The organism is Pseudomonas sp. FA-1 (assembly GCF_056856075.1).
Genome location: NZ_JBWXTH010000009.1, coordinates 11,911 through 37,414 on the forward strand (window position 1 = coordinate 11,911; position 25,504 = coordinate 37,414).

General features: G+C 64.5%; 22 protein-coding genes. 7 read left to right on the forward strand and 15 right to left on the reverse strand.

Annotation, left to right across the window (positions count from 1 at the left end):
* Positions 1-13 precede the first annotated feature (13 nt).
* The 11 genes from icmH to AC1MHZ_RS16640 form a co-directional block, all read right to left on the reverse strand.
* Positions 14-730 (reverse strand): type IVB secretion system protein IcmH/DotU, encoded by a 717-nt coding sequence (gene icmH / locus AC1MHZ_RS16590; protein WP_084857833.1) that lies wholly within the window; start codon positions 728-730, stop codon positions 14-16.
* On the reverse strand, positions 727-2,070 hold the full coding sequence (tssK, locus tag AC1MHZ_RS16595) for a type VI secretion system baseplate subunit TssK (protein WP_084857834.1): 1,344 nt from the start codon (positions 2,068-2,070) through the stop codon (positions 727-729). The genes icmH and tssK overlap by 4 nt, the downstream gene beginning before the upstream one ends.
* A complete protein-coding gene (tssJ, locus tag AC1MHZ_RS16600) occupies positions 2,067-2,786 on the reverse strand; it encodes a type VI secretion system lipoprotein TssJ (protein ID WP_084857835.1) in 720 nt (239 codons plus the stop codon). The genes tssK and tssJ overlap by 4 nt, the downstream gene beginning before the upstream one ends.
* Before the next feature lie 24 nt (positions 2,787-2,810).
* The gene (gene tssH / locus AC1MHZ_RS16605; protein ID WP_084857836.1) at positions 2,811-5,408 is read right to left on the reverse strand and encodes a type VI secretion system ATPase TssH; all 2,598 of its coding nucleotides are present in this window, start codon (positions 5,406-5,408) and stop codon (positions 2,811-2,813) included.
* Positions 5,405-6,472 (reverse strand): type VI secretion system baseplate subunit TssG, encoded by a 1,068-nt coding sequence (gene tssG / locus AC1MHZ_RS16610; RefSeq protein WP_482966630.1) that lies wholly within the window; start codon positions 6,470-6,472, stop codon positions 5,405-5,407. The genes tssH and tssG overlap by 4 nt, the downstream gene beginning before the upstream one ends.
* Positions 6,436-8,256, reverse strand: coding sequence for a type VI secretion system baseplate subunit TssF (tssF, locus tag AC1MHZ_RS16615; protein WP_084857838.1), 1,821 nt, complete (start codon positions 8,254-8,256; stop codon positions 6,436-6,438). Before tssF ends, tssG begins: the two co-directional genes overlap by 37 nt.
* Positions 8,256-8,738: a type VI secretion system baseplate subunit TssE gene (tssE, locus tag AC1MHZ_RS16620; RefSeq protein ID WP_084857839.1), complete on the reverse strand. Its 483-nt coding sequence runs from the start codon at positions 8,736-8,738 to the stop codon at positions 8,256-8,258. Before tssE ends, tssF begins: the two co-directional genes overlap by 1 nt.
* Before the next feature lie 39 nt (positions 8,739-8,777).
* Positions 8,778-10,280: a type VI secretion system contractile sheath large subunit gene (gene tssC / locus AC1MHZ_RS16625; protein ID WP_084857840.1), complete on the reverse strand. Its 1,503-nt coding sequence runs from the start codon at positions 10,278-10,280 to the stop codon at positions 8,778-8,780.
* A 14-nt stretch (positions 10,281-10,294) separates the two neighbouring features.
* Entirely contained in the window at positions 10,295-10,834 is a 540-nt protein-coding gene (tssB, locus tag AC1MHZ_RS16630) for a type VI secretion system contractile sheath small subunit (RefSeq protein WP_003248358.1), read from the reverse strand.
* A gap of 64 nt (positions 10,835-10,898) precedes the next feature.
* Positions 10,899-11,648 (reverse strand): hypothetical protein, encoded by a 750-nt coding sequence (locus AC1MHZ_RS16635; RefSeq protein WP_368828943.1) that lies wholly within the window; start codon positions 11,646-11,648, stop codon positions 10,899-10,901.
* 503 nt (positions 11,649-12,151) lie between these two features.
* Positions 12,152-13,045 (reverse strand): LysR substrate-binding domain-containing protein, encoded by an 894-nt coding sequence (locus AC1MHZ_RS16640; protein WP_482966631.1) that lies wholly within the window; start codon positions 13,043-13,045, stop codon positions 12,152-12,154.
* Positions 13,046-13,203: 158 nt separating this feature from the next.
* Between AC1MHZ_RS16640 and AC1MHZ_RS16645 the strand changes: the two genes are divergently transcribed.
* The 5 genes from AC1MHZ_RS16645 to AC1MHZ_RS16665 all read left to right on the forward strand — a co-directional run bounded on the left by AC1MHZ_RS16645 (position 13,204) and on the right by AC1MHZ_RS16665 (position 18,666).
* Complete coding sequence (locus AC1MHZ_RS16645; RefSeq protein ID WP_224455753.1) at positions 13,204-13,689, forward strand: L-2-amino-thiazoline-4-carboxylic acid hydrolase; 486 nt, start codon at positions 13,204-13,206, stop codon at positions 13,687-13,689.
* Entirely contained in the window at positions 13,686-14,930 is a 1,245-nt protein-coding gene (locus AC1MHZ_RS16650) for a Zn-dependent hydrolase (protein WP_482966632.1), read from the forward strand. Before AC1MHZ_RS16645 ends, AC1MHZ_RS16650 begins: the two co-directional genes overlap by 4 nt.
* Before the next feature lie 299 nt (positions 14,931-15,229).
* Entirely contained in the window at positions 15,230-16,333 is a 1,104-nt protein-coding gene (locus AC1MHZ_RS16655; RefSeq protein WP_084857845.1) for a polyamine ABC transporter substrate-binding protein, read from the forward strand.
* A 39-nt stretch (positions 16,334-16,372) separates the two neighbouring features.
* Positions 16,373-17,791 carry an aminotransferase gene (locus AC1MHZ_RS16660; protein WP_482966633.1) on the forward strand — a complete coding sequence of 473 codons (1,419 nt, stop codon included), beginning with the start codon at positions 16,373-16,375 and terminating at the stop codon, positions 17,789-17,791.
* A gap of 53 nt (positions 17,792-17,844) precedes the next feature.
* Positions 17,845-18,666: a helix-turn-helix transcriptional regulator gene (locus AC1MHZ_RS16665; protein ID WP_465001099.1), complete on the forward strand. Its 822-nt coding sequence runs from the start codon at positions 17,845-17,847 to the stop codon at positions 18,664-18,666.
* 76 nt (positions 18,667-18,742) lie between these two features.
* Here AC1MHZ_RS16665 and AC1MHZ_RS16670 read toward each other — a convergent pair whose 3' ends face one another.
* Together AC1MHZ_RS16670 and AC1MHZ_RS16675 are read right to left on the reverse strand one after the other, a co-directional pair.
* A complete protein-coding gene (locus AC1MHZ_RS16670) occupies positions 18,743-19,723 on the reverse strand; it encodes an SCO family protein (protein WP_482966634.1) in 981 nt (326 codons plus the stop codon).
* 18 nt (positions 19,724-19,741) lie between these two features.
* Entirely contained in the window at positions 19,742-23,146 is a 3,405-nt protein-coding gene (locus AC1MHZ_RS16675; protein ID WP_482966635.1) for an Ig-like domain-containing protein, read from the reverse strand.
* 294 nt (positions 23,147-23,440) lie between these two features.
* On the opposite strand from AC1MHZ_RS16675, the gene AC1MHZ_RS16680 reads away from it, so the two are divergent.
* Positions 23,441-24,307, forward strand: a complete 867-nt coding sequence (locus tag AC1MHZ_RS16680; RefSeq protein WP_368828950.1) for a DNA-binding protein — start codon at positions 23,441-23,443, stop codon at positions 24,305-24,307.
* A gap of 86 nt (positions 24,308-24,393) precedes the next feature.
* On the forward strand, positions 24,394-24,561 hold the full coding sequence (locus tag AC1MHZ_RS16685; protein WP_368828951.1) for a DUF6021 family protein: 168 nt from the start codon (positions 24,394-24,396) through the stop codon (positions 24,559-24,561).
* 69 nt (positions 24,562-24,630) lie between these two features.
* On the opposite strand, the gene AC1MHZ_RS16690 is transcribed toward AC1MHZ_RS16685, so the two are convergent.
* Together AC1MHZ_RS16690 and AC1MHZ_RS16695 are read right to left on the reverse strand one after the other, a co-directional pair.
* On the reverse strand, positions 24,631-24,885 hold the full coding sequence (locus AC1MHZ_RS16690; RefSeq protein ID WP_084857850.1) for a hypothetical protein: 255 nt from the start codon (positions 24,883-24,885) through the stop codon (positions 24,631-24,633).
* Positions 24,886-24,909: 24 nt separating this feature from the next.
* On the reverse strand, positions 24,910-25,410 hold the full coding sequence (locus tag AC1MHZ_RS16695) for a DUF4142 domain-containing protein (protein ID WP_084857851.1): 501 nt from the start codon (positions 25,408-25,410) through the stop codon (positions 24,910-24,912).
* Between the last annotated feature and the right edge of the window lie 94 nt (positions 25,411-25,504).

The following is a 25,504-nucleotide window of genomic DNA, read 5'->3' on the forward strand; positions in this document are numbered from 1 at the left end:
TACCTGGGTGGGCTCAGGCACTGAACAGCTGGCGGATTTGTTCGGAAAGGGCGGCGACGTCCTTGCCCAGCAACCAGTCGAGCGTCAGGTACACGGCGACGCAGACCAGCGCGATCAACGCCAGGTACACCCACAGCGGGACTTCGTGGCGCAGCATCTGCGACACCTGGTCCGGCAGGGCCCAGTCCGGCGACAGGGTTTTCGGTGGTTTGCGGTAGCGGGCGATGTCCTGGCCCAGGGTATTGGCCAGGTAGCGCAGCTGGTCGTGCTGGCCGAGGCCGAACTTGCCTTCGAAGCCCAGGGCCAGGCACAGGTGGTACACCTCGAGCACATCGACGTTCTGCTTGACGTCGGCGCGCAGCGCGTCGACCTTCTCGAAGAAGCCCTCACCGGCCAGGTGCACGCCGAAGTAGCGGAACTGCAAAGGTTGCAGCTCGAAGTGCCGGCGCAGCTCGTTGTCGCCCGAGCGCAGCACGCTTTCATCGAGGAAGGCGCACAGGGCGTACTGGGTGTCCTTGACCTGTTCGACGCTGTAGTCGGCGGCGCGGGCTTCGCGCTCGAGGTTGGCGAAGAAGCGCTCCAGGCTGGCCTCGAAAGCCTGCACCGAGGTGACCTGGCGTCCGCGGCGCACGATCAGCGCCATGCTGATGAAATCCTGGACCAGGCCCTTGAGGGTCGGTTTGTCGTGGGCGGCCGCGACGGCACCCTGCTGCAGTACGGCTTCGGTCATTTGAGCACCGCCATCAGTTCGAGCTTGAGGTTGGTAAAGGCGCTGGGCGCATAGAAGCAGATGGTCTGGGCATTCATCATTCGCTCATACACATGGCCGTGGGGCTCGATGGCGAAGTACTGGTTGTCCAGGCGCACCGGGATTGCATTGGGCAGCCGCGCGGCATGGTTGAGGGTGACACCCGGCATGGCGCTGTTGACCACCACCTCGATGTCTTCCGGCGAGCCGACCTTGAACGCCCTGGGTACGAGTTCCAGAAGGCTTGCGCCCGGCATGTCGGCATGCACCGAGATGTAGAAGTCGGCCTCGACCAGGCGGGGGTCGCGCAGCTGACCTTGCCAGTACGACGGCTTGGTCTGGGTGAGGTTGATGACGATGCACTGGTTGGGCACGACGTTGTCGAGCATCACCCGGATCATCTCGTCGAGCTTGACCAGCGAGGCGGCCGGGTCATGGTGGTCGTACTCGGGGATGTCGCTGAGCTGGGTGTCCAGGGTGAAGGTCAGCAGCCCGCCGGCCAGGTCGGCCAGGAACAGGTACAGGCGCTCCGGGTGCAGGCGCGGGTGCGCCAGCAGATGGGCCAGCTGCGGGTGGGCGCGGTTGACCGTATTGAGCAGCCAGAACAGGGTGACGTCGCTTGAGCCGAACTCGGCGATCTGGTCGGCCCGTTCGCGGCGGCGCCCCGATAGCGCCTTGCTTTTGGCCTGCAGCGCGCCCAGCAGGCGCTTGCCGATGCCCGCCAGGGTGTCGTGGCTGCCCAGGTGCAAGGTCGGGTGGACGAAATGCGGGTCGAGGTTGAAACCGCCCATGCTGTTGCGCGTCAGCTTGGCCAACGGGCAGTGGCTGTAGCCGTCGAGGCTGTCGCCATCGACCAGCAGCACCACGTTCAGGCGCAGGCTGGTGATCTCGTTTTCCAGCTCGCCTTCGTTGAGGTCGGGCAGGGTGTCGAACTGTTTGCGAAAGCGACGTGCGGCCTTGTGCTCCTGGCCATCCTCGACGTAGTTCAGGCCGAACGGCTCGGGCAGCTTGAGCGCGGCGTAGACCTTCAGGTCGTTGGCCTTGAGCAGGTCCTTGAGGTCGCGGGCGGCCGGCAGCGGGTCGTGCTGCGGGGCGTCGTACAGGCTGCCGTCGGGGAACACCAGCTTCAGGCGCTTGAGCTGCAGCGACCCGTTGGCCAGGGCGTCCTCGTCCACCTGCAGGGTCTGCACGCCCCAATGGAACGGGGTGCTGCGCAGGGTCGCCTCGGCCAGCTGGTGCTGGTGGAACTCATCCTGGTACTGGAAGTGCTGGGGCAGCAGGAACATGCCTTCCGACCACATCACCCGGCTCTGCTTGCTCATTTGACGCTATCCACTAGAGAGTTGAAGGTTGAATCCATGGCGTTGCGCGCCGACTGGCCAGCGGCGTCGCTGGCTTTGTCGATGACCGCGTCCTGCACTTTGTCGGCCAGGGTGGGCGGTGCGTTCTTTTGCTGCTGGGCCGCCAGCTGCTCGGCGGTGGGCGGCTTGTTCAGCACGTCCACGCCGCGCATGGCGGTGATTTCGGTGTTGTCGACGAGGATGCGCAGGCCGTCGGAGGAGAACCAGATGCCGTCCTTGCGCAGCGAGTTGGCATCGAACGCGACCTTCCAGCGCGCATCCTGTTCGTCGCGGAAGAACGCCGCCACGCCGACATAGCGGGCGTTCTTGGCCAGCGGCCACTGGTCGATCTGGCCCATGCCCGGCAGCAGGGTGATCTCGCGGGCCTCGACCAGGGTGTTGCCCAGGGCTTTTTCCGGTGCGTCCCAGAGGGTGTCGGCGTCGGCCGAGGCGAAGCGCTCGAGGTCGGTCAATTGGTACACGCGCATCACCACCGACAACGGCTTGCCATCGGCACCGGGGTTGAGCGTATTGCCGCCGTCGGAGGTCAGGATCACTTTCTCGCTGTCGGCCAGCATGTCGGCCGCCCAGCTGTCTTCCATGCGCTTGCCGATTCGGTCGGTGACCCCGCAGCCGGCCAGGGCCAGCAGCAGGGCTGCGGCGGCCAAGCGCTTGAGGGTGGTGTGGTTGTGTTGCATGACGGCTAAACCTCCGGGTACTGGTCAGGCCAGGCGATAGGCGAAGTCGCCATCGCTGCCCAGCTCGATCACAAGGCGTTCGATCGGCATGTCCTGGGCCATGCGCTCGAGCACATGCTGGGCGAGCTCGGGCATCAAGGTCTGGGACAGGATGTTGTCGATGTTGCGCGCACCGCTGTCGACCTCGGTGCAGCGCGCGGCGATGGCCTTGACCAGCGCCTGGTCGTAGGCGAGCTCTGCCTGGTGGTTGCGGGCGAAGCGCTTGGCGATGCGGTCGAGCTTGAGGGCGACGATGCGCTCGAGCACCTGGTCCTGCACCGGGTAGAACGGCACGATGCTCAGGCGGCCGAGGAACGCCGGCTTGAACACGCGGTTGAGTTCGGCACGCAGGTCTTCGACGATGGCCTCGGGCGTTGGCAGTTGCTCGGCGTTCAGGCAGGTCTGCATGATCCGCTCGGTGCCGGTGTTGGAGGTGAGGATGATCACCGTGTTGCGGAAGTTGATCTCGCGGCCTTCGCCGTCGTCGAGCACGCCTTTGTCGAACACCTGGAAGAACAGTTCGAGCACGTCGGGGTGGGCTTTTTCCACCTCGTCGAGCAGCACCACGCTGTAGGGCTTGCGGCGTACGGCCTCGGTCAGCACACCGCCTTCGCCGTAGCCGACGTAGCCGGGTGGCGAGCCCTTGAGGCTCGACACGGTGTGGGCCTCCTGGTACTCGGACATGTTGATGGTGATCAGGTTGCGCTCGCCACCGTAGAGGGTGTCGGCCAGGGCCAGTGCGGTTTCGGTCTTGCCGACGCCGCTCGGGCCGAGCAGCAGGAACACGCCGATGGGCTTGTTCGGGTCTTCCATGCGCGCCCGGGAGATCTTGATGCGCTTGCCGATCTCGTGCAGGGCATGGTCCTGGCCCAATACGCGCTCGCCGAGCAATGCCGGCAGGCGTTGCACGGTGTCGATTTCGTCACGCAGCATCTTGCCCAGCGGGATCCCGGTCCAGCCGCTGATCACCTGGGCGATGGCACCGGCATCGACCAGTGCGTGCACCAGCGGCTGGTCGCCTTGCACCCGGCCCAGCTCGGCGCGCAGGGCGTTGAGCTGTTGGGCGTCGGCTTCATTGGCGGCATCCAGGGCCTTGAGCTGTTCGACCAGCGCCAGCTCCTGCTGCCATTGCTCGTTGAGCTGCTGTTCGTGCTGCTGTTCGGCTTGCAGGGCGGCCTGCAGCTCGGCCAGGCGGCGGGCATGGTCGTGCCCCTTGGCGGCCTCGTGGTCGAGCACGGCGATCTCGGCCTGCAGGTTGTCGATGTGCCGGCGGCAGTCCTCCAGCGCGCCGGGCTGCGACGACTGCGCCAGGGCGATGCGGGCACAGGCGGTGTCCAGCACGCTGACGGCCTTGTCGGGCAGCTGGCGGCCGGTGATGTAGCGGTTGGACAGGCGCACGGCCTGTACCAGCGCCTCGTCCATGACCGCGACCTTGTGGTGTTCGCGCATCTTGCCGAGCAGGCCGCGCAGCATGTGGATGGCCTTGTCCTCGTCGGGCTCTTCGACCTTGACCACCTGGAAGCGGCGGGCGAGGGCGGCGTCCTTCTCGAAGTACTTCTTGTATTCGGCCCAGGTGGTGGCGGCGATGGTGCGCAGCTCGCCACGGGCCAGGGCCGGCTTGAGCAGGTTGGCGGCGTCGTTCTGCCCGGCCTGGCCACCGGAGCCGATCAGGGTGTGGGCTTCATCGATGAACAGGATGATCGGGTGCAGGCTGCGTTTGACCTCTTCGATCACCGCCTTGAGGCGGTTCTCGAATTCGCCCTTGACCCCGGCACCAGCCTGCAGCAGGCCCAGGTCGAGGGTGTGCAGGGCCACGTCCTTGAGCACGGCGGGCACGTCGCCCTGGGCGATGCGCAGGGCCAGGCCTTCGACCACGGCAGTCTTGCCGACCCCGGCCTCGCCGGTGAGGATCGGGTTGTTCTGGCGGCGACGGGTGAGGATGTCGACCATCTGCCGCACTTCGAACTCGCGGCCCAGCACCGGGTCGATGCGGCCTTCGCGGGCGCTCTGGGTCAGGTTGACGGTGTACTGGTCCAGGGCTGGGGTCTTGCCGCCGGCCTTGCCGGCAGGGGCGACCGGTGCCGCGGGGCTGGCCAGGGGGCTGGCGAGCTTAGACTCGGCGCTGGCTTCGACCAGGGCGGTGAAGTTCAGGCGCAGGTCGTCGACATTGACCTTCTCGAGCTCCGGCGCCGAGGCGATGACCACGCGGCGCAGCTCGGCGTCGTCGAGCAGGGCCAGCAGCAGGTGGCCACTGCGCACCTGGCCGACACCGTACTCGATCGACGCCAGCACCCAGGCCTGCTCGATCAGGCGGGTAATATGCGGCGACAGCGCCGGTGTGCGGGTATTGCCTTTCTTGAAGGTACCCAGGGCGGTGACCAGTTGCGCCTGCAGGCGTTCGGCGACCACCTCGTAGTGGCGCAGCACCTGCGGCAGGTCGCTGTCGGTATTGTCGAGCAGTTGCAGCAACAGGTGCTCGACCTCGACATCGTAGTGCTGCTCCGACAGGCACAGGGCCGCCGCGCTTTCAGTGGCCGTGCGGCTGGTTTCGTTGAGCTTGGCGAACAGAGACTTCAGGTTCACAAGGCGACCCCATCGTAAGGAATGTGGAAGACGGCGCAACGGGAAGGCTCCGCGTCACGACCAGGGCGTTTGAGCCAGCCCAGCCAGCCCAGGGCGACATTGCCGTTGCGGCCCAGCTGGGCGCAGGGCACGGCCTCGCGCTTGAGGCGCGGGGCGATTTCGAAATCGAGTTCGGCACCGATGTAGAAGCGCACCAGCTCGACCAGCTTGCGGTAGTCATCGGTACCGGGCTGGAAGCGCTGGTAGTCGGCCAGTGCCAGAGGGCCCAGCTCGATGCGGATGCACGACTGGTAATCCCATACCCGGTTGCCGGCCACGGCGCTGTGGCCCAGTTGCGCGTTCTTGCGGCCAAGCTGGGTGCACTGCTGCGGTTGCAGCCTCAGCCAGCGCCCGGCGAACTGCTTGACCTTGATCGGCAGCGAGAAATAGAAGCCCAGCATCACCTCCAGGTTGAGGGCGTTGCGTGGCTTCTGGCTGAGCATCCCGGAGAAGTAGCTGAACAGCTCGCGGCGCAGCGCCTGCGGCTGTTCGAACTTCAGCTGCTGGGCGCGTGGGCCCAGGCCCACCAGGTTCAGCAGGTAGCCGTCGAAGCTCGAGGTGCCGTTGCGCTCGTGCTCGATATGGAACTTGTACTTCTGCCACGCCTCGTAGAACAGCGTGGTCATGCGGTGCGAGAAGATGTCCAGGAACGCGTGGGCGGCATCGTCGCGGTATTGCACGTGGCGTTCGAGCAACAATTCGGTATATGGCCGCGGCAGCACGCCCGATGGCCCGACCAGGCCCATGAAGGTGACCTGCACCTCCGACAGCGGCAGCCCGGCCGGCGACACCTTGCCCTCGCGCTCGAAGTGCAGGTCGCTGACCTCGCTGGCCGGGAACGCCAGGGACAGCTGGGTGCGAAAGCGCAGCGGGTCTTCGTGCGGCCGGGTCGCCAGGTCCATGCGCCCGGAGCGGCTGTAGTGCAGGCGAAGCAGGCGCACCAATTGGAAGAATTCGAATCGGTGCGGCTCGGCTCGGGCCTGATCGATCAGACCAGGGGCTGATCGCCAGTACGTGCTGGCCATTGGACGACTCTCTTTTCTCGTTGTTGGGTGCGCAGGGTCAGTTGGGTGAAGCTGTTCATCGAGCAGTACTGGCCGAAGAAGTGGTCCAGCACCATGCCGAACAGGAACACGCCACTGCCGGTGAACTGGCTTTCGTCGAAGGTCAGGGTGATGCCCACGCCGCGCACGAAGTTCGGCCGCGGGTGGCCAATGCGCGCGACCACCGGTTCGCTGCTGATGGCCTTGATGCCGTTGATCTGTTTGCGGATCGCCGAGACGTTGCGGTAGTTGTACAGCGACAGCAGTTCGAGCAGCACTTCGCGGCCCTGGCTCACTAGCGACAGGTGGTTGAGCGACAGGTGCGCGATCAGCCGCCAGATCAGGCCCTTGCCCAGCGGTACGCGCACCGTGGCGGTGGGCTTGCGCAGGCAGCGGATGTCCTTGATCACCGAGTTGGCCGGGATGTTGAAGTCGCCACGCTCGCCACCGAAGGGCAGCATCAAGGGCACATCGCGGTTGCTGCAGGTGAGGTTGATGCTCAGGGTGTCGGCGTTGCCGTCGATCAGCTCCAGGTCGCGGTCGACCACACGGATGCTCATGGCGGTGGCATCGCCCTGGTTGCGCCGGCGGGCGATCCAGAAGCTGGTATGCGGGTCCTGCTCGCCACGTGGCTCGAAGAACGGCTGGCAGGTGCCGACCTGGTCGATGCCGCCCAGCTTGCGCACACGCCGCACGCGGTCGATCGACACCACCTCGGCTGCATTGTGCAGGCGGATGTCGGGCGTGACCGGGTATTCGTGCTGGGTATGGGTCAGCTTGATCGGCTCGGCCTGCTGGCGGAACAGGTTGATGATCGGCGTGCAGTTGAGCTTGAAGTTGTTGCGCCCGATGTTCTGGGTCAGCCGCGCCAGGCGATCGCTGAGGTCGTAGTCGGAAAAGTAGAAGTTGACCTCGACCTGTTCGATGGCCTTGCCCTGCAGGATGCGGGCGAAGCCGCTGAGGTCGAAGAACATGAACTTGTCGGGGAAGGTGAAGTACTCGTGCAGCAGGCGGTAGCCCAGGAACGAGCGCTCGGAATAGTCCACCAGGCCTTCGTCGCGGGCATAGCCGACGGCTTTGAGGGCGTTGGCCGGTAGCGCGACCTCACGGGTACGGCCGCCATCCTGGAAGCTCAGGGTGGCCTTGGCCAGGTTGTTGAACAGCAGCTCGTACAGCTGCAGCATCAGCGTGGCTTCGCCATCGAGGAAGAAGCGCAGGCGCTCCAGCTCCATCTGGCCGAACAGCACATCGCCGGTCGCCTCCAGGCGGATGCGCAGGCGTGCCACCAGGTCGGCGCTGTGGCCGTTGAAGGCCGAGCGTTCCATTTCGGCGAACGAGGCGTGCTGCACGGCGATGGGCCAGAGTTCCACCGGGTAGCAGGTGCGGAACTTGCAGACCACGCCGTCGATGGCATTGGCGTGCATCTCGGTGTGGCGTGCCACGTGATAGGCCTCGGTGACCTTCTCGTGCTTGCCCAGGGTCAGCTCGGCGATCGACATCGACGGGGTAGGGCGCAGGTAGTGCGGGTACAGCACCTCGAGGAAGGACTCGACGATTTCCGGGAACTCGTCATCGAGCTTCTTGTGCACCCGTGCAGACAGGAACGAGAACGCCTCGATCAGGCGCTCGGTGTGCGGGTCCTCGCAGTTGTCGCCCTCGATCAGCAGCCGTGAGGCGATTTTCGGGTACTGCGCGGCGAACTCCTGGCCGAGGAAGCGCAGGTGCGACAGTTCCTTTTCGTAGTAGGGCAGCAGTTCGTCGAGCATCAGTTGAGGTTCTGCACTTTGTATTCCTGGGTGTTGACCTGCAGCACGGCGTCGAACGACACCTGGCGGCTGATGTCCTGCAGACGCAGCACGGCGTCCACGCGGAAGGTCAACATGCGGTGCCCGTTCTGCTGGGCCAACAGCTGTACGCGAACCCGGCGGAAACGCCGGTCGCCGGTGCTGATCGCCCGCTCCAGCTGTTGCTGGATGAGCCGGCGATCCTGCGGGTCGAGCACGCTGCGGCTGATGAAGTCGGGCATGCCGTATTCGAGAATGGTGCCGCCGAGCTGGCTGAAGCCTTCGAGCTCCTCGGCGACCAGGGATTGGCGAGTGTTCACCAGCACTTCCAGGTCGCGCACGATGCTCGCCTTGTACTCGGCCAGCGAACAGGTGCGCTGCGTGGCTGGCTCGGCCGACTGGTACGGACGGTCGTCCAGCAGTCGGTCGAGCAGCGAGGGCAGCAGGCGGGCCTGGTTACTCATGTGTCAATCCCTGTACACATTCCGTTCACATGGGGCCGGTCAGCCGCGGGCGCCTTGCGGCAGCTCCGCGACCAGGCGCAGCGAGGCGGTCAGTTCGTCGAGCTGGTAGTGCGGGCGCAGGTAGGTCACGGCCTTGTACACACCCGGCTTGCCTGGCACCTCGAACACCTCGGCGCGGGCTTCGCGCAGCGGGAACTTGGCCTTGGCTTCCTGGCTGGCGGTGTCGTCGAGCAGTACGTAGCTGGCCAGCCATTGGTTGAGGAAGCGCTCCACATCCATACGCGAGGCGAAGCTGCCGATCTTGTCGCGCATGATCGCCTTCATGTAGTGGGCGATGCGCGACGTGGCGAAGATGTACTGCAGTTGCGCCGACAGGCGTGCGTTGGCGTTGGCGATGTCGGTGTTGTACTGCTTCTGCTTCTGCGCCGACTGGGTGCCGAAGAACGCGGCGTAGTCGGTGCCCTTGCAGTGCACCAGGGGGATGAAGCCCAGGTCCGAGAGCTCTTTTTCACGACGGTCGGTGATGGCGATCTCGGTGGGGCACTTGAGGGCGATTTCGCCGTCGTCGGTCTTGAAGGTGTGGGTGGGCAGGCCTTCGACCAGGCCACCGCCTTCGACGCCACGGATGGCCACGCACCAGCCGTAGCGGGCGAAGGCATCGGTGACGCGGGTGCCGAGGGCGTAGGCGGCGTTCATCCACAGGTACTTGTTGTGGTCGCGGCCGTCGACGCTTTCGACGAAGTTGAACTCCTCGACCGGGGTGGTATCCGGGCCGTAGGGCAGGCGGCCGAGCACGTGTGGCAGGGTCAGGCCGACGTAGCGCGAATCTTCAGAGGCGCGGAACGACTTCCATTTGGCGTACTCGACGGTGTCGAAGATTTTCGCCAGGTCGCGCGGGCCAGACATTTCGGTGAACGAGTCCCAGCCGAACAGCTCGGGCGAGGCGGCCGAAATGAACGGCGCGTGGGCCGCGGCGGCGACGTGCGAGATTTCCTCGAGCAGGTACATGTCCTCGGGGTTGCGATTGAACTCGTAATCGCCGATCAGCATGCCGAACGGGGCGCCGCCGAAGGTGCCGTACTCTTCTTCGTAGACCTTCTTGAACAGTGCGCTCTGGTCGAATTCGCTGGCGGCCTTGAGGTCGCGCACCAGGTCTTTCTTCGAGGCGTTGAGCAGGTGGATCTTCAGCGTGGTGCTGGTCTCGGTCTGGTCGACCTGGTATTTCAGGCCGCGCCAGGAGGCTTCCAGCTGCTGGAACTCACGGGCGTGCATGATCTCGTTCATCTGCTCGGAGAGCATCGCGTCGATCTCGGCGATGCGGGCGTCGAGCACGGCGATCAGGTCCTTGCTCGGGGTCATTTCGCCCTCGAGTACCTGGCTCACCAGTTCACCGATCAGGTCGCGGGTGCGGCTGCGCTCGGTCTCGGAGCGGGCCACGCGGCTTTGCGAGATGATGCTGTCGAGCAGCGAGGACTGCGGCGCGAAGGATTCCACTTCCACCAGGTCGGCAGCCTGTTGCGGCATGGTTTGCTTGTCGGTCATGTTCAGGCTCCTGCTCAGGCGCGGTCGTCGCTGGATGGATCTTTCACTTCGGCTTCACGGCCGAATTCCTTGCCCAGGGTCTTGAGCTTCTCGGTGTTCTGCAGCACGTCCATGAGCAGCTCTTCGAGCTTGTCGTTGCCGCCCATCTTGTTGCGCAGGTCGGCGAGCTTGTTGCGCACCTCGAGCAGCTTGCGCAGTGGCTCTACCTGCTTGACCACGTTCTGCGGCTCGAAGTCCTCGAGGCTGTTGAAGTTCAGCTCGACGCCCAGCTGGGTGCCGTTCTTGGCCAGGGTATTGTCGACGCGATAGGTCAGGCGCGGCTTGATGCCCTTGAGCACGCCGTTGAAGTTGTCGCGGTCGATGTAGACGAACTTGCGGTCCTTGAGCTTGGGCAGCGGCTCCAGCGGGTTGCCGGAGAAATCGCCCAGCACGCCGACGACAAAGGGCAGTTCCTTTTTCTCGATTGCATCGCCGATGTCCACGTCGTAGGTGATGTGGACCCGAGGCGCGCGAACGCGGTCGAGTTTGTGCTGGGTGCTTTCCTTCTTCGCCATCGTGATCTCCAGTGCGAGCAATTCGCTGCGAATCATTGCGCGGCCCGTTGCCGGGCAACGCGCGTTACAGTCCTTCGATCGTCAGCAACAGGCGCTGACGGATTTCGTCGTTCATTTCCAGTATGTTGTCGCGCCCCACCAGCTCTTCGAAGCTGGTGTTGCCGGCAATTTGCGTGCTGCTACGGATGACCGAATCGTCGGGAAGTTCCGAACGTACCGGTGAGCTGATGATGCAGAAGGGCAGGTCGCCGAAGCCTTTGAGGCGCTCGAAGCCAAGGGCGAAGCGCAGGCCTTCGAACAGGCGGCCGAGCCCTGGCGATTTGCTCAGGCAGTAGAACAGCACCAGGTAGTGCACCACGAAGCGGTACAGCTCGGCGCTGCTGCGGTCGGGGTCCTTGATGACGGTGCGAAAACGTGCCAGGTCGAAACCCTGGTAGCCGACGACCCAGCGCACGGGGCTGGTGATGCGAATGACCTGGCCGCCCGGGGCGAGGGCCTTGTCGTACTCCAGCGGGAAGAGTTCGGGGGTGGTGCTGATCAGGTTGAGCGGTACGTCCAGCTCGCTGACCAGTTGGAACGGGGCGGCCGAACCGATGCGCTCGTAGAGTCCGATGAGCGACTGGAAGTGGCCTTGGGTTTCGCGGCCACTGCTGCGTTGCGCACCTTGCAGGTACTCACCGAAGAAGGCCTGGGGACGGATCAGCGGAGCGAGGCTCGCGAGATAGTCCGACGCCTGCGCCTTGAGCGCATCGGAAATCGCACGGGTCTGGCTGCGTAGCTTGATCAGTGCTTCAACATCGAACGTCTGTGTCATTCGGGTGCATCGTCCTTGAGCCTTCGTGTTCGTCCCACGACGCCTTGGGAGGCGTGGACCTGAAGGGCATTTCGTTCTCGTTCGCCGCGCAGAAAAACGTGTGGCGAACCCTGGATCAACCGTGCTGGCAAAAAAATATCGAGGTGCCAGTAATGCCCTCTAGGGCAGCTCCTTTGGGAAGAAGTTCCAGTTAGGAAACGGATTTTTTCCCGGTTTTGTGACGCACTGCAATGATGTCTAAGTGATATCAAATGCCCGGATCAGAGCTGCTAAATGGCCTGCAGGCCAGGAATTTAAAGGGGTTTGTCGTTGCTGGTTGGATCCAATGGGCTGTTCAATGTTTTTTTTCAAAAAGTGAACCAGGTCGCCCTTTGGTCGCCTGGTTTTCGCTCAAAAGGGGATGAGGGAGGGGTGGCCAATGATGGCAACCTGAGCGTCGGCTGGTGATTTTTTGCACAAATTCAAGCTCCATTTCAAAGGGTTGCGCAGTCCTGGCGACCCGTTCAGGCAAAGCACGCGCGAATCCATTCGTACAGGCTCGCGCCCTCTCGAGACAGCTCACCGTCCACGCGTCGGCACAGGTAGTAGCCACGACCGTCATCCAGCGCATGCTCGAACAGCTTGACCAATGCGCGGCTGTCCCGCTGCGCCGCCACCAGGGGTTCGCGCAGCAGGGCGCAGCCCAGCCCACGCAAGGCTGCGGTAAGTGCCAGCTGGCCGTCCTCGAACAGCAAGCCCTGCAACGGGGCTGGGTGGCGTATGCCGGCGCTGTGCAGCCACTGGGGCCAGGTACTGCGGTCTTCGTCATGCAACAGGGGCATGCGCGCCAGCGCCAGGGGCGTGTCGAGCGGGCCGAAGCGGGCGAGCAGAGAGGGGCTGCACCAGGCGGTCACGGCGCCGCTGATCAGCGGCTCGCTGTGGTAGCCGGCCCAATGCCCGGTGCCGAAGCGGATGGAGATGTCGGCGGCGTCGCTGGGGTAGCTGCGGTGGTTGGCGTAGGTGACGTTGACGTCCACACCGGGATTGGCGGCCAGGAACTCGCCCAACCGCGGGATGAACAGGTTCAGGCCGAACAGGGGGATCAGGCTGACGGTTACCTGGCGCGTGGCATTCTGCTCCCGTGCATGCTCGGTGGCGCTGCGCAGCACCGCGAAGGCCGAGCGGATGGCGCGGTAGTACTCGCGGCCCTGCTCGGTGAGGATCAGGTTGCGGCCCTGGCGCAGGGTCAGCGGCAGGCCGAGGAAGTCCTCCAGCAGGCGCAACTGATGGCTGATGGCGGAGGCCGAGACGTTCAGTTCCCTGGCGGCTGCGTTGACACCGCCATGCCGGGCAAACGCCTCGAACGTACGCACGGCGCGCAAGGGCGGATCGGTGTCAAATTGTTCGATTAAATTCATGTGTTGAGATTAATTGGTGAATTTTGCCTAGAAAAACCCAAATATGGTGGGCTTTCAAGGGTTATTTGTCGGTATTCATTCATTCAAGTTGATTAAATCAGAACGGTTGCCTTACCGTGCAGACACAACAGAACCGCTGCCTGAGAGGTCATCCCGACATGAGTGCAATCGACGGAGAACTGGGCATTCTTGCCCGCCGGCGCATCGAAGCCGAGATCATCAAACCCATCTACGAAATCCTCGTGCGCGACTATGGCAAGCAGAAGGCCCAGGCGGTGATCGGCGAGGCGGTGTCCGGGGCGGCGGTCGCTGCCGGGCGTCATTTCGCCTCGCGCGAGCCGGAGGGCCCGAGCCTGGCGGGCTTCGTGGCACTCCAAGCCTTGTGGGAGAAGGACGATGCGCTGGAGGTGGAGGTGATCGCCAGCGATGCCACCCGCTACGACTATGACGTGCACCGCTGCCGGTATGCAGAGATGTACCAGGCGATGGGGTTGGGCGAAATCGGCCATCTGCTCTCGTGCAATCGCGACGAAGTGTTCATCGTCGGCTACGACCCGAGCGTGAGCCTGACGCGTACCCAGACCATCATGGGGGGTGCGCCGTGCTGCGACTTCCGTTATCGCCTCAAGGAGCAGCAGCCATGAGCGGCGTGCCAAGGGTCGATGGCGCGCGCTTTTGGGATTCACTCATGGAAATGGCGCGCATCGGCGCCACGCCAGCCGGCGGGGTGACGCGCCTGGCCTTGACCGAGGAGGATCGCCAGGGGCGCGACCTGTTCGTGCGCTGGGCGCAACAGGCAGGGTGCACCGTGCGCGTGGATGCCATGGGCAATATCTTTGCCCGCAGGGCCGGCGCTCGGGACGACCTGGCGCCGGTCATCACCGGTTCCCACGGCGACTCGCAACCCGCCGGCGGAAAGTTCGACGGTATCTATGGCGTGCTCGCCGGCATCGAAGTGTTGCGCACCTTGAACGACCTTGGGATCGAGACCGAGCGGCCGATCGAGGTGGTGAACTGGACCAACGAGGAAGGGTCGCGCTTCGCCCCGGCGATGATCGCTTCGGGGGTGTTCGCCGGGGTCTATGACCTGGCGTATGGCCTGTCGCGCACCGATGCCGAGGGCGTCACCCTGGGCCAGGCCCTGCGGCAAATCGGCTATGCCGGCCCGGAGCCGGTGGGCGGTCGGGCTATTCATGCGGCGTTCGAACTGCACATCGAGCAAGGCCCGATCCTGGAAGCGGCAAGCATCGACATTGGCGTGGTGAGCGGTGCCCAGGGTCAGCGCTGGTATGAGGTCGAACTGACTGGGCGCAGTGCCCATGCCGGTACCACGCCGATGTCGCACCGTCTGGATGCAGGGCTGGGGTTGGCGCGGGTGATCGAGCAAGTGCATGCGCTTGGGGTCGAGCAAGGCGATGTCGGCCGGGCCACGGTAGGCTGGGTGAACCTATACCCCAACTCGCGCAACGTGGTCCCTGGGCGGGCGGTGTGCAGCGTGGAGTTCCGCCACCCCAGCGAGGCCGTGCTGGAGGCCCTGGAGGCGCGTTTGTACGTTGGGGTGGCAGGTATCGCCAAGGGCCTTGGGTTGGAGCAGCAGGTGAAGCGGATCTTCCAGTACGCGCCCATCCAGTTCGACCCGGGGTGCGTGGCGGACGTGGCCGAGGCGGCACGCGCCCATGGCTACAGCCAGCGGCCGATGATTTCCGGCGCGGGGCACGATGCCTGCTACCTGAGCAAGGTCGCGCCTACGGCGATGATCTTCGTGCCCTGTGTGGAGGGGTTGAGCCATAACGAGGCCGAGCATATCCATCCGCATTGGGCCGAGGCCGGGGCCAATGTGCTGCTGGGGGCGATGTTGGCGAAGGCGGGTGTGATCACCTCTTGAGCGCTGCATGGCTCTTGTGGGAGCGGGCTTGCCCCGCGATCAAGGGCGAAGCCCTTGCCATGCAGCTGCGATGGCAGGACCGTCCCAATCGCGGGACAAGCCCGCTCCCACAGGGGCAGCATTGGCCGCTTGTTCTCTGCGCGACAGCGCAGCCCGAAGGGCTGGGTAATCTCCCACAAAGTACGGTGCCCCAGCCAATTGCAGGGGCCACCCACACATTCGGGGTATGTTCCAGGCCGCCGAATCTTCCGATAGTAACGCCACCGGCTCATCCCGAGCAGTCACACGATGGAGTTGCTATGGGCAAGGCACTGAAGGTGATTGGCAGTCTGTTGTTGGCATCCTGTGCCAGCGCCACGCAGGCGGTGGAGGCAGATGCGAGCAATACGTTGCGGCTGTACAACTGGACCGACTACATCGGCGAGACCACCCTGGCAGACTTCGAGAAGGCCACTGGCATCAAGGTGATCTATGACACCTTCGATGGTTACGAAACCGTGCAGACCAAGCTGCTGACCGGGCGTTCCGGCTACGACCTGGTCATGCTCAACGCCTCCCTGGTGCCGCCGCTGATCCAGGCCGGGGTGTTCCAACCGCTGGACAAAGGTCAGTTGCCGAGCTGGCACAACCTGGACGCCAAGGTGGTCGCGCAGCTGCAAAGCTACGACCCGGGCCTGAAGTACTCGGCACCCTATACCTGGGGCAGTTCGGGCGTGACCTACAACGTCGACAAGATCAAGGCCCGCATGCCCGACGCCCCCATCGGCTCGCTGGCGATGCTGTTCGACCCCAAGGTCGTCTCGCGCTTCGCCGACTGCGGCGTGACGCTGATGGATGCACCCAGCGAGGTGATCCCGCTGGCCCTGCAATACCTGGGCAAGGACCCGCACAGCGCCGCGCCCGCCGACCTGAAGGCGGCCGAAGACCTGCTCATGGGCATTCGCCCCTATGTGAAGAAGTTCGACTCGGTCAACTACCTCACCAGCCTGCCCAACGGCGACACCTGCCTGGCCTTGACCTGGTCGGGCGACTACGCCACCGCCCAGGCCCGCGCTGAGGAGGCGAAGAAGGACATCACGCTGGACTTCTTCATTCCCAAGGAGGGCTCGTTGATCTGGTTCGACAACCTGTACCTGCCCAAGGATGCACCCCATGCGGCGAACGCACACCGCTTCATCGAGTTCCTGCTGCAACCACAGACCATGGCCAAGGTGACCAATTACATCCACTACGCCAACAGCAATGCCGCCGCCACGCCCCTGGTGCAGGCGGGCATCCGCGCCAACCCGGCGATCTACCCCGACGACGCCACCCGCAGCCGCCTTTTTGCACAGAAAACCCAGGCGCCCCGGGACATGCGCGCCATCACCCGGGTGTGGAGCACGGTCAAGACCGGCCTGTGAACCGATTTCCCTATCATATTTCCCGCAAGGAGCTGCCCCATGGCCATGCCAAGCCAAGCAGTCGCTTCGACACTCATCCAGGACCCACTGGTGGAGGCCGACAAGGCCCACTACATGCACGGCTACCACATGTTCGACGAGCACCGTGAGCAGGGCGCGCTGAACATCGTCGCCGGGGAGGGCGCCTACATTCGTGATACCGAGGGCAACCGGTTCCTCGATGCCGTGGGCGGGATGTGGTGCACCAACATCGGCCTGGGCCGCGAGGAGATGGCCCAGGCCATTGCCGACCAGGTGCGCAAGCTGGCGTATTCCAACCCGTTCTCCGACATGGCCAACGACGTGGCCATCCAGCTGTGCCAGAAGCTCGCGCAGCTGGCGCCGGGCGACCTGGACCATGTGTTCCTCACCACCGGCGGCTCTACTGCCGTGGACACCGCCTACCGCCTGATCCAGTACTACCAGAACTGCCGGGGCAAGCCGCACAAGAAGCACATCATCGCCCGCTTCAACGCCTACCACGGCTCGACCACGCTGACCATGTCGATCGGCAACAAGGCGGCCGACCGGGTGCCGGAGTTCGACTACCTGCATCCGTTGATCCACCATGTCTCCAACCCCAACCCGTACCGCGCCCCGGACGACATGGACGAGGCCGAGTTCCTCGATTTCCTGGTGGCCGAGTTCGAGGACAAGATCCTGTCGCTGGGCGCAGACAATGTGGCGGCGTTCTTCGCCGAGCCGATCATGGGCTCGGGCGGCGTGATCATCCCGCCCAAGGGCTATTTCCTGCGCATGTGGCAGCTGTGCCAGACCTACGACATCCTGTTTGTGGCCGACGAAGTGGTGACCTCGTTCGGGCGCCTGGGCACGTTCTTCGCCAGCGAAGAGCTGTTCGGTGTGCAGCCGGACATCATCACCACCGCCAAGGGGCTGACGTCGGCCTATCTGCCACTGGGCGCGTGCATCTTCTCCGAGCGGATCTGGCAGGTGATCGCCGAGCCGGGCAAGGGGCGCTGCTTCACCCACGGGTTCACCTACAGCGGCCACCCGGTGTGCTGCACCGCGGCGCTGAAGAACATCGAGATCATCGAGCGGGAGAACCTGTTGGCGCATGTGAACGATGTGGGCACATATCTGGAGCAGCGCCTGGGCAGCCTGCGCGAACTGCCGCTGGTGGGGGACGTGCGCTGCATGAAGCTGATGGCGTGCGTCGAGTTCGTCGCCGACAAGGCCAGCAAGGCGCTGTTCGACGATGCGGTGAACATCGGCGAACGCATCCATCGCAAGGCTCAGGCCAAGGGGCTGCTGGTGCGGCCGATCATGCACCTGAACGTGATGTCGCCACCGCTGGTGATCACCCACGCCCAGGTCGACGAGATCGTCCAGACCCTGCGCCACTGTATCCTCGAGACCGCCGAGGAGCTGCGCGCCGAAGGGCTGTACCAGGGGCGATGAGCCACCTGGAGCGGGCTGTGCGCCCCCATGCTCGGCAGGTTAGACTGCCGGGCATGACCCAGCCCTCCCTCGATACACCCGTCACCCTGAGCTTCGGCGCGCTACAGCAGTGGCATGCCGCCCTGCAGCAGGCGTTCGCCAGCAGCGAGACCCCGGATGCCCTGGCGCACCTGGCAACGGCCATCGGCCGGCTGGTGTCGGTGGAGTCGATGATGATCAGCCTCGAATGCCGGGGCCGGGCGCCACGGCTGCTGTACCAGCAAGGCATTCCTGAGTGCCACCGTGATGCGGTGCTCAACCGTTACTTCGCGGCCGGCTATCTGCTCGACCCATTCTGCCTGGCGGTGGAGAACGGTCTGGCTGAGGGTTTCTACCACCTGGAAGACATCGCCCCGGACAACTTCTTCGACAGCGACTACTACAAGGCTTATTACCTGGGCACTGGCTGTAGCGAAGACAGCTACTTCATCGCCGACATCGCCGAGGACCGCAAGCTGTCCCTGAGCCTGTTCCAGGGCTGCAGTGGCACGCGCCTGAGCGCTGGGCAGGTGGACCTGCTGCGGGCGGTGGAACCGATGGTGCGGGAGCTGCTGGGGCGCTATGCCCGGCATCACCTGCTGGAGGCACCAGGGGCGTCGGAGGCGGGCGGCTTGCAGGCGGCCTTCGACAGTTTTGGTTGCCAGGTGCTCACTGACCGTGAGCGGCAGGTGGCGCACATGATTTTGCGTGGGCATTCGGTGAAGTCCACGGCCATCGAGCTGGGGATCTCGCCGGAGACCGTGCGCATGCATCGCAAGAACCTGTACTTGAAGCTTGGGATCAACTCGCAGTCCGAGTTGTTTGCCCGGTTTATCGATTGGTTGAGGCAGGGGTAGGGCACGGGCGAACGCTTGTGTTGCCTTTGCGGGCCAATCGCCGGCGAGCCGGCTCCCACAAAAAGCGGTGCCGCTTCTACAGGTTGTGGGAGGGCCCTTGTGAGGGCGTCTGCACCCGCTGGGTTTCTTCCTCCAGGTAGGTCAACAGTGCGCTCACCTCGGTGTCGCCCAGGCGCAGGTTGGGCATGGCCAGGCCTTTGTACTGGTCGTACAGCAGCATGGCCAGCGGGTCTTTTTCGGCAAGCATGCGGTCGGGCTCCTTTAGCCAGCGCACCAGCCAGCGAGCATCGCGTTGCCGGGTGACGCCCAGCAGGTCGGGGCCGATCCCGCCCGAGGCGCTGGGCCCGGCGTCGCCAAGGCTGTGGCAGGAGGAACAGCGGGTCCTGAAGATCTGCTCGCCCGTGCTGGGCGTACGAATCTGTGTGGCCTGGGCTACAGCCGTTTCCGGCAGTTTCCAGTTGTGCAGGCTCTTGCCCAGGCGGTCGGAGAGGATGTAGGGGCTTTCGAAGGGCGAGGCCTTCATCCAGCGGCCGGTGGCCTGGTTGCCGATGATCAGGCTCAGGTTGTGGTCCTTGGAGCGGCCATTGTCCAGGCCTTCGATGAACAACCCCAGGCGCCTGCGCAGCAGCTCGATGTCGTCGGGCTCGCCGGTGAGCAGGCGCCAGCCTGGGCCCAAGTTGAATTTCTCGCCATAGCGCTTGAGGGTGGCCGGGGTGTCGTTGTACGGGTCGATGCTGATGGAATAGAAAAAGATGTCCTTGCCCACCCGGTCGCCCAGCAGCTTCTGCACCTGGCGCAGCCGCGCGGTTTCCAGGGGGCAGGCGTCGGAGCAGCCGGTGAAGATGAAGTTGATCGCCACCACCTTGCCCTCGATCAGGTCGTCGAAGAAACGCACGGGGTGGCCGTCCTGGTCGAGCAGGCGGATGTTGGGGAAGTAGTCCCGGCCCCAGGGCGTGGCCTGGGCCACGTCCTGGGTGGCCTGGGGAGGCCAGTAGGGCAGGCAGGCCACCAGCAACAGCAGCAGGTGGGCACGTGTAGGACGCCGGAACCAGCCCATGGTCTTGCTCCTTCGTTGTCAGCGGACACTGATCGGTACGGTGATGCTCTGCCCAAGCGCGGAGCGCGCGGTCACCGTCGCTGGTGATGCCGGGCCGGCACCGGTGGTGGTGACCGACAGCCGCCAGCGCGCGCCGCTGGTGGTCGGGCTCAGGGTCGCCAGGCCCAGGTCCAGCGGCCCGTTGGTGGTCGAAGCCGTCACCCGGATGCTGTTGCCGGTGGCCTGGCTGGTGGTGCCGGCCAGGTCCCAGGTGTAGCGGTCGTTGCTGCGCCGTTGCACCGTGGCGCTGCTGACCTTCAGCTCATCGGCGATCACCGGTGGCGTTACCGCGATGCTGACCGTGGCTGGGCTTGCCGACTCGGCGCCCAGGGCATCGCGCGCCTGGTAGGTGAAGCTTGCGGTGAACGGCGCAGTCACCTGCTGTGGCGGTGTGTAGGTGACCTGCGTGCCATCGCTGGCCACGGTGCCCTTGCCTGAGTCCGGCTGGGCCAGGCTTACCACGCTCAAGGGCAGGTTGCGGTCCGGGTCGGTGTCGTTGGCCAGCACGTTCACCACGACCGGGGTGCCGGCCTGGGTGGCTGCGCTGTCGGGCATGGCCACCGGGGGCTGGTTGCTGCTGTTGTCATCGCCGCTGCCGCTACCACTGTTGCTGGTGCGGAAGGTCGGCAGGGCGGCGGAGCTGACGTACTGCACGCCATCCCAGCCAGGCAGTGGTGTGGGCATCATCTGGAACTGGCCGGGATGCTCCAGGTCCCAGCGCAGCAGCATGGAGGAGTCTTCGTGCTGGGTGTTGTGGCAGTGTTCCATGTAGGTGCCGGCGAATTCGCGGAAGCGGATGGCCACCTCGATTTCTTCCGACGAGTCGGCGTCCGGCCCGATGCGATACACGTCCTTGCGTGCCCATTTCTCCCACTCCGGCGGTGCCTTGCCGTCGCGGCTGAGCACCACGCCTTCCTCGAAATGCACATGCACCGGGTGGCTCCAGCCGTTGCCGCCGTTCTTGATCTTCCAGACCTCCAGGGTGCCGTCGCCACTGAAGCCGCCATCGGTCGCTTCGGCGGACAGTTGCGGGGCCGCGCTGATCCGGCGTGGGTCCATGCTGTAGCCGAAACCACCGTCGGTCTTGATGGTCCAGGGCGCGGTGTCGGTGCCGTCGGAGCGGCCAAAGAGAAACTCGCGGTGGCGGGCGTCCTTGAGCTTGGCCTGGTCGCTGGCGCTGTTGCGGTCGATGGTCAGCGGCAGCATCTTCAGGCCTTCGGCCTTGCCGGGCTTGGCCGGTTCGTAGGCCACCGGGTCCATGCTCAGGTCCTGGCCGCTGTAGGGCTGCACCACCAGTTGCAGGAACTTGCCGACAGCGGGGTCGCCGCGGTCCCATTCCGGGCCTTTGCTGGTCTGCTTGATGACGGCCTTGTAGTTCCCCGAGAGCACATCGGCCAGGGGGATCGCCTCGCTGGGGCCCTTGCCGGTCTCATGTTCCATCAGGTTGACGAAGTACAGCTTGTCGCCGACCTGGATGCCGTGCTTGGCGAAGTTGATGATGATGTCGTAGCGCTCGGCGATGCCTTGCAGGGGCAGGATGCCGTTGTTGTCCTGGCGATTGCCGTCGCCGTTGAGATCCATGGTGCCGTCGAACGGCACTGCGTGTTCCATGAGGTTGCCGTCGTTGGCGATCATGTGGAACGGCACGCGCTGGTACGAGACGTTGGAGCCGGACGGCCCCTTGAATTCGCCGCCGCTGCCCGCGACTTCACGCACCACGGCGAACTTGAAGTACCGCGACACCGAGCCGTTGAGCAGGCGGAAGCGGTAGCTGCGTGCCCGCACCTTCAGGCGTGGCTGGTACTGCCAGTTGACCAGCACCTGGTCACCGAGAAAACCGTCGGTATTGAAGGGGTTGAACCACAGCTGGCCGTTGGCATCCCAGGCCTTGTCGGCGATCACCAGGTTCACGTCATAGTCACGGTTGCCCCAGGGCAGCGCCGAGCCGCTGGGCAGGCGCAGGTTGACGCCGTCCTGCAGGGCTTCGTTGCCGCGATCGAGGGCGCTGTAGTAGTTCATCATCACGGCGTTGCCTTTGTAGACGTTCTGCGCCGTGAAATCGAGCATGTGGTCGTGGAACCAGTGGGTGCTCATGGTTTCGCGCCAGTCGCCACGGATCTTGATGCTGCCGTTCTGGCACGTCTTCAGGCCCGGCGAGGCGTCGTTGACGAACAGGGTTTCGCCCGGCGAGCAAGGGAAGGCGGCACGCGGGTCTTCGGCGCGGGTGTTGATGGTGTCGTAGCCGGCCAGCTGCACCGGCCAGCGGTAGTCGTAGTACTGGCCGGGGAAGAAATAGGCATTGGCGAAACCGTCGCTTTCGGCTGGCGAGTGGCCATTGTGTTCATGGGTCGAGATGGTGTGCAGGCCGAAGCCGCCGTTGGCCGACGGGTCGATCGGCAGGGCGTTGTAATGGCGCATGAGGATCGGCTGGCCGTAGCGCACCATCAAGAGCTTCGGCGGGAAGGTGCCGTCGAAGGTCCACAGCGACTTGTGGTTCTGTAGCGGCATCTTGGGGTGGAAGCGGGTGTCGATGCCTTTGGTGGTGCCCAGCGTGGTGGGGATGTCCGAGGTCTGGTAGTACAGCCCGCCTGGGGCGAACTCGCCTTGGGCGTAGTTGTGCAGTTGCCGACGATCGCGCAGGCCCTGGTTGATGCGCGCACCGGCCTGGGCGGTCTTGAATGCGGCCTGGGGGTAGAACTCGTTCCAGCGCTGGTGCGACCAGCCTTTTCCTGGCGGGCGGCCTTCGGCGGGCGAGCCGACCGGGTGCCGATTGAGGAAGTCTTCGATCTGCGCCTTCCACGGGTTGCGATCGAGCACGTTGGCGTACTGGGTGGGGAAGGGGTGCAGCCCTGGTTGCTTGAGGAAGGCTTCCAGGGCATTGCCGTCCGGGCCGCTGCGGGCGACGTTGTTCGGGTCCTGGGCGGGCGCCGGCCCTTTGGTCGGCAAGGGGAAGCCCAGCTCGGGCGGGGGCGCGGTGGGGTCGAGCTTCTCGGTGCCGAATTCTTCGAAGAGCAACAGTTGCTGGGTGAACGGCTCGGCGCCGAACAACGGGCTGGGCTTACCGTTGGTGGGGTATTGGCTGGAGGTTTGCTGCAGTGGCGGCAGCACGTTCTCGGTGGTGGGCGTGGAGCGGTCACCGAACACGCCGTCGGTGAGCTCCAGCGCGCCTTCGTTGGCCTCCGGTTCGCTGTTGATGTCATCGAGCGCCTTGGCCGGGTCGTCTGGCGGATCGTAGTAGGCCGAGGGGTCGGTTGGCGGGGGCTGGCTGGTGTCGTCGAGGGGGGAGGCTATGGCCGTGATCAGTCCCAGACTGAACAGCATCGCCGTGACCGACGATAACCGGAAAACATGCATGGATGAACGCACTGCCGGATGTCTTTTCATCGCTTTCGCCTCGGGTCGTACAGCATGGCCATGGTCACATCGAGGTGGCCATTTGCCTTGTTGCTGAGGCAGAAGCAATGAGTGCGCCAGGTATTTGTAAGCATTTATTTCAGTACGTTTCGGCCGTACTGAATCGCCGGCTCGGATAGAAAAAGGGGATAGAGGCCCAAAAGCGGGCAAACCCTTACCCAAAGGTGGTAAAGCGTTGAGGTGGGCCTTGAATGGGCGCGCGAATACTCGCACAATCGGCCCCTATTACGTAATACGTACTACGTTACGAACACAGGAGCGCACATGGCCCGGGCCGGTATCAACAAAGCGGTGGTGCAGCAGGCACGCCAGGCGCTGCTTGCCCGAGGCGAGCAGCCAACCATCGACGCAGTACGTATCGAGCTGGGCAACACCGGCTCCAAGACCACCATCCACCGTTATCTCAAAGAGCTGGACGCAGCTCAGCCCAGCAGGGCCGGCCTGAGCGAGCAACTGGGCACGCTGGTGGAGAAACTGGCCGGGCAACTGGAGGACGAGGCCCAGGCACGTATCCGCGAAGCCGAGGCCACATTCGACGAACAACGCGAACGTCTGCAGGCACAACTGCAAGTGGCCCAGCAGGCGCTGGCGGCGGCTCACCAGCAACTGCAGGCCCAGGCCGGCGCGTTGCAGGCGGAGTCCGAGAAGCTGGCGACCACCCAAGACGCCTTGCAGGCCGAGCAGCTACGCAGCGCCAGCCTCAGCCAGGCGCTGGGGGAGCTGCAGGTGCGCCTGGCCGACAAGGACGAGCAGGTTCGCTCGCTGGAAGAGACGCAACGCCATGCACGCGATGCGCAGGAGCAGGACAAGCGTCGCCACGAGACGCAGGTGCAGCAGTTGCAGGTGGAGGTGCTGCGCCTGCAACAAAGCGTCGCCTTCCGCCAGGAGGAGGCCACCCGGCTGCACCGGGACAACGAACGGTTGCTGGCGGACAATCGGCGGGCTTCGGCCAAGCGCAAGGTGTTGGACGAACAACTGGAACAACGCGACGCCCAGGTGCAGGGGCTGCGCTCGATCCTCGCCCAGGCCCAGGGCGCAGGGGATGAAATGCGTCGGCAACTGGAGCAGTTGCAGGCCAAGCTGGATGCCCGAACGGCGGAGCTCTTGGCGTGCCAGGCGCGCCTGCCCTGACGCCGTCGGGCGCAGTGGGGCGCAGATGGATCAAACTTCCTGAGGCTTGCAGGTTCTTCCGTAGACACCTCTACCGGAGACAGCCCATGAGCAGACCCGAACAGCACAAGCCCGACGACGGCCCTCATTCTTCCGAGCACGCGACACGCAAGAACGACCTGGGTTTCGACCCGGACTCACCCGACCTGGAAGACCCGCAAGTCGACCCGCAAGGCCCGGCCAAGCCGCCTCGGGACGACGAAAAAAAAGATTGAACCAAGAAGGCTTCACCAGCGCCCCGGGGTGCCGAGGCGCTGGTGAAGGTCAGGTGCCGCCAGGTGCATTCAGCCTTGCGGCATTTTCTTGGCTTCCTCGACGCCTGCGGACGACAGCTTGATCGGGTAGTTCACGCTCAGCCGATGCTCGGCATCGACATCGACGCTGCCATCCTGGATCAACCCCTGCTCCTGCAGAGTCTTGAGCATCCCGGCCACGGCCTTTTCACCGCGGTAGTTGTCCAGCAGCTCCTTGCCCAGGCCTTGTGGGTGGGCATGGAACAGGCGGGTGAGGATTTCGGAACGTAGTGCATCGTTACTCATGGCGTGCCTCACACGTGCTGCAGGTCATTTGCCGTGCTTGGCCTGGAGCTGCTTGGCGTGCTCCAGGTGCTGCTCGAGCTTGGGCAGGGTTTCGCTGGCAAAGGCCTTGAGCTCGGGTTTGTCGGAGGTGTTCGCTTCGTCCTTGAACAGCTTCACGGCTTTTTCATGGGCCTCGACCTGGTTGTTGATATACGACTGGTCGAAGGACTCGTCGCGCCATTCCAGGATCATCTTCTTGACCTTGTCGGTCAGCGCGGCTTCGTCCGGCACGCTGATATCCAGCGAGCGGGCGATATCGCCGAGCTTCTGGTTGGCCTGGGTGTGGTCGGTGACCATCTGTTGGGCGAAGGCCTTGATCTCAGGGTTCTTGCTCTTTTCCTGGGCCAGGTTGCCCGTCACCACTTCGGCGATGCCCGACTCGGTGGCACTGTCGACGAAGTCGTTGGAGCTGGCGGCCAGCACATGCATCGAAGCCATGCCCAGCGCGACGGTCAGGCCGACCCGCTTGAGGAACAGATTGCTCATGTGTCACTCCTTATCCATTGGCGCGACCTCAGTGTCGCTTATGGTTGAGCACGGCCAGTGGGCAAAGGTTTGATTTTTCTTCACGCCATGAGGC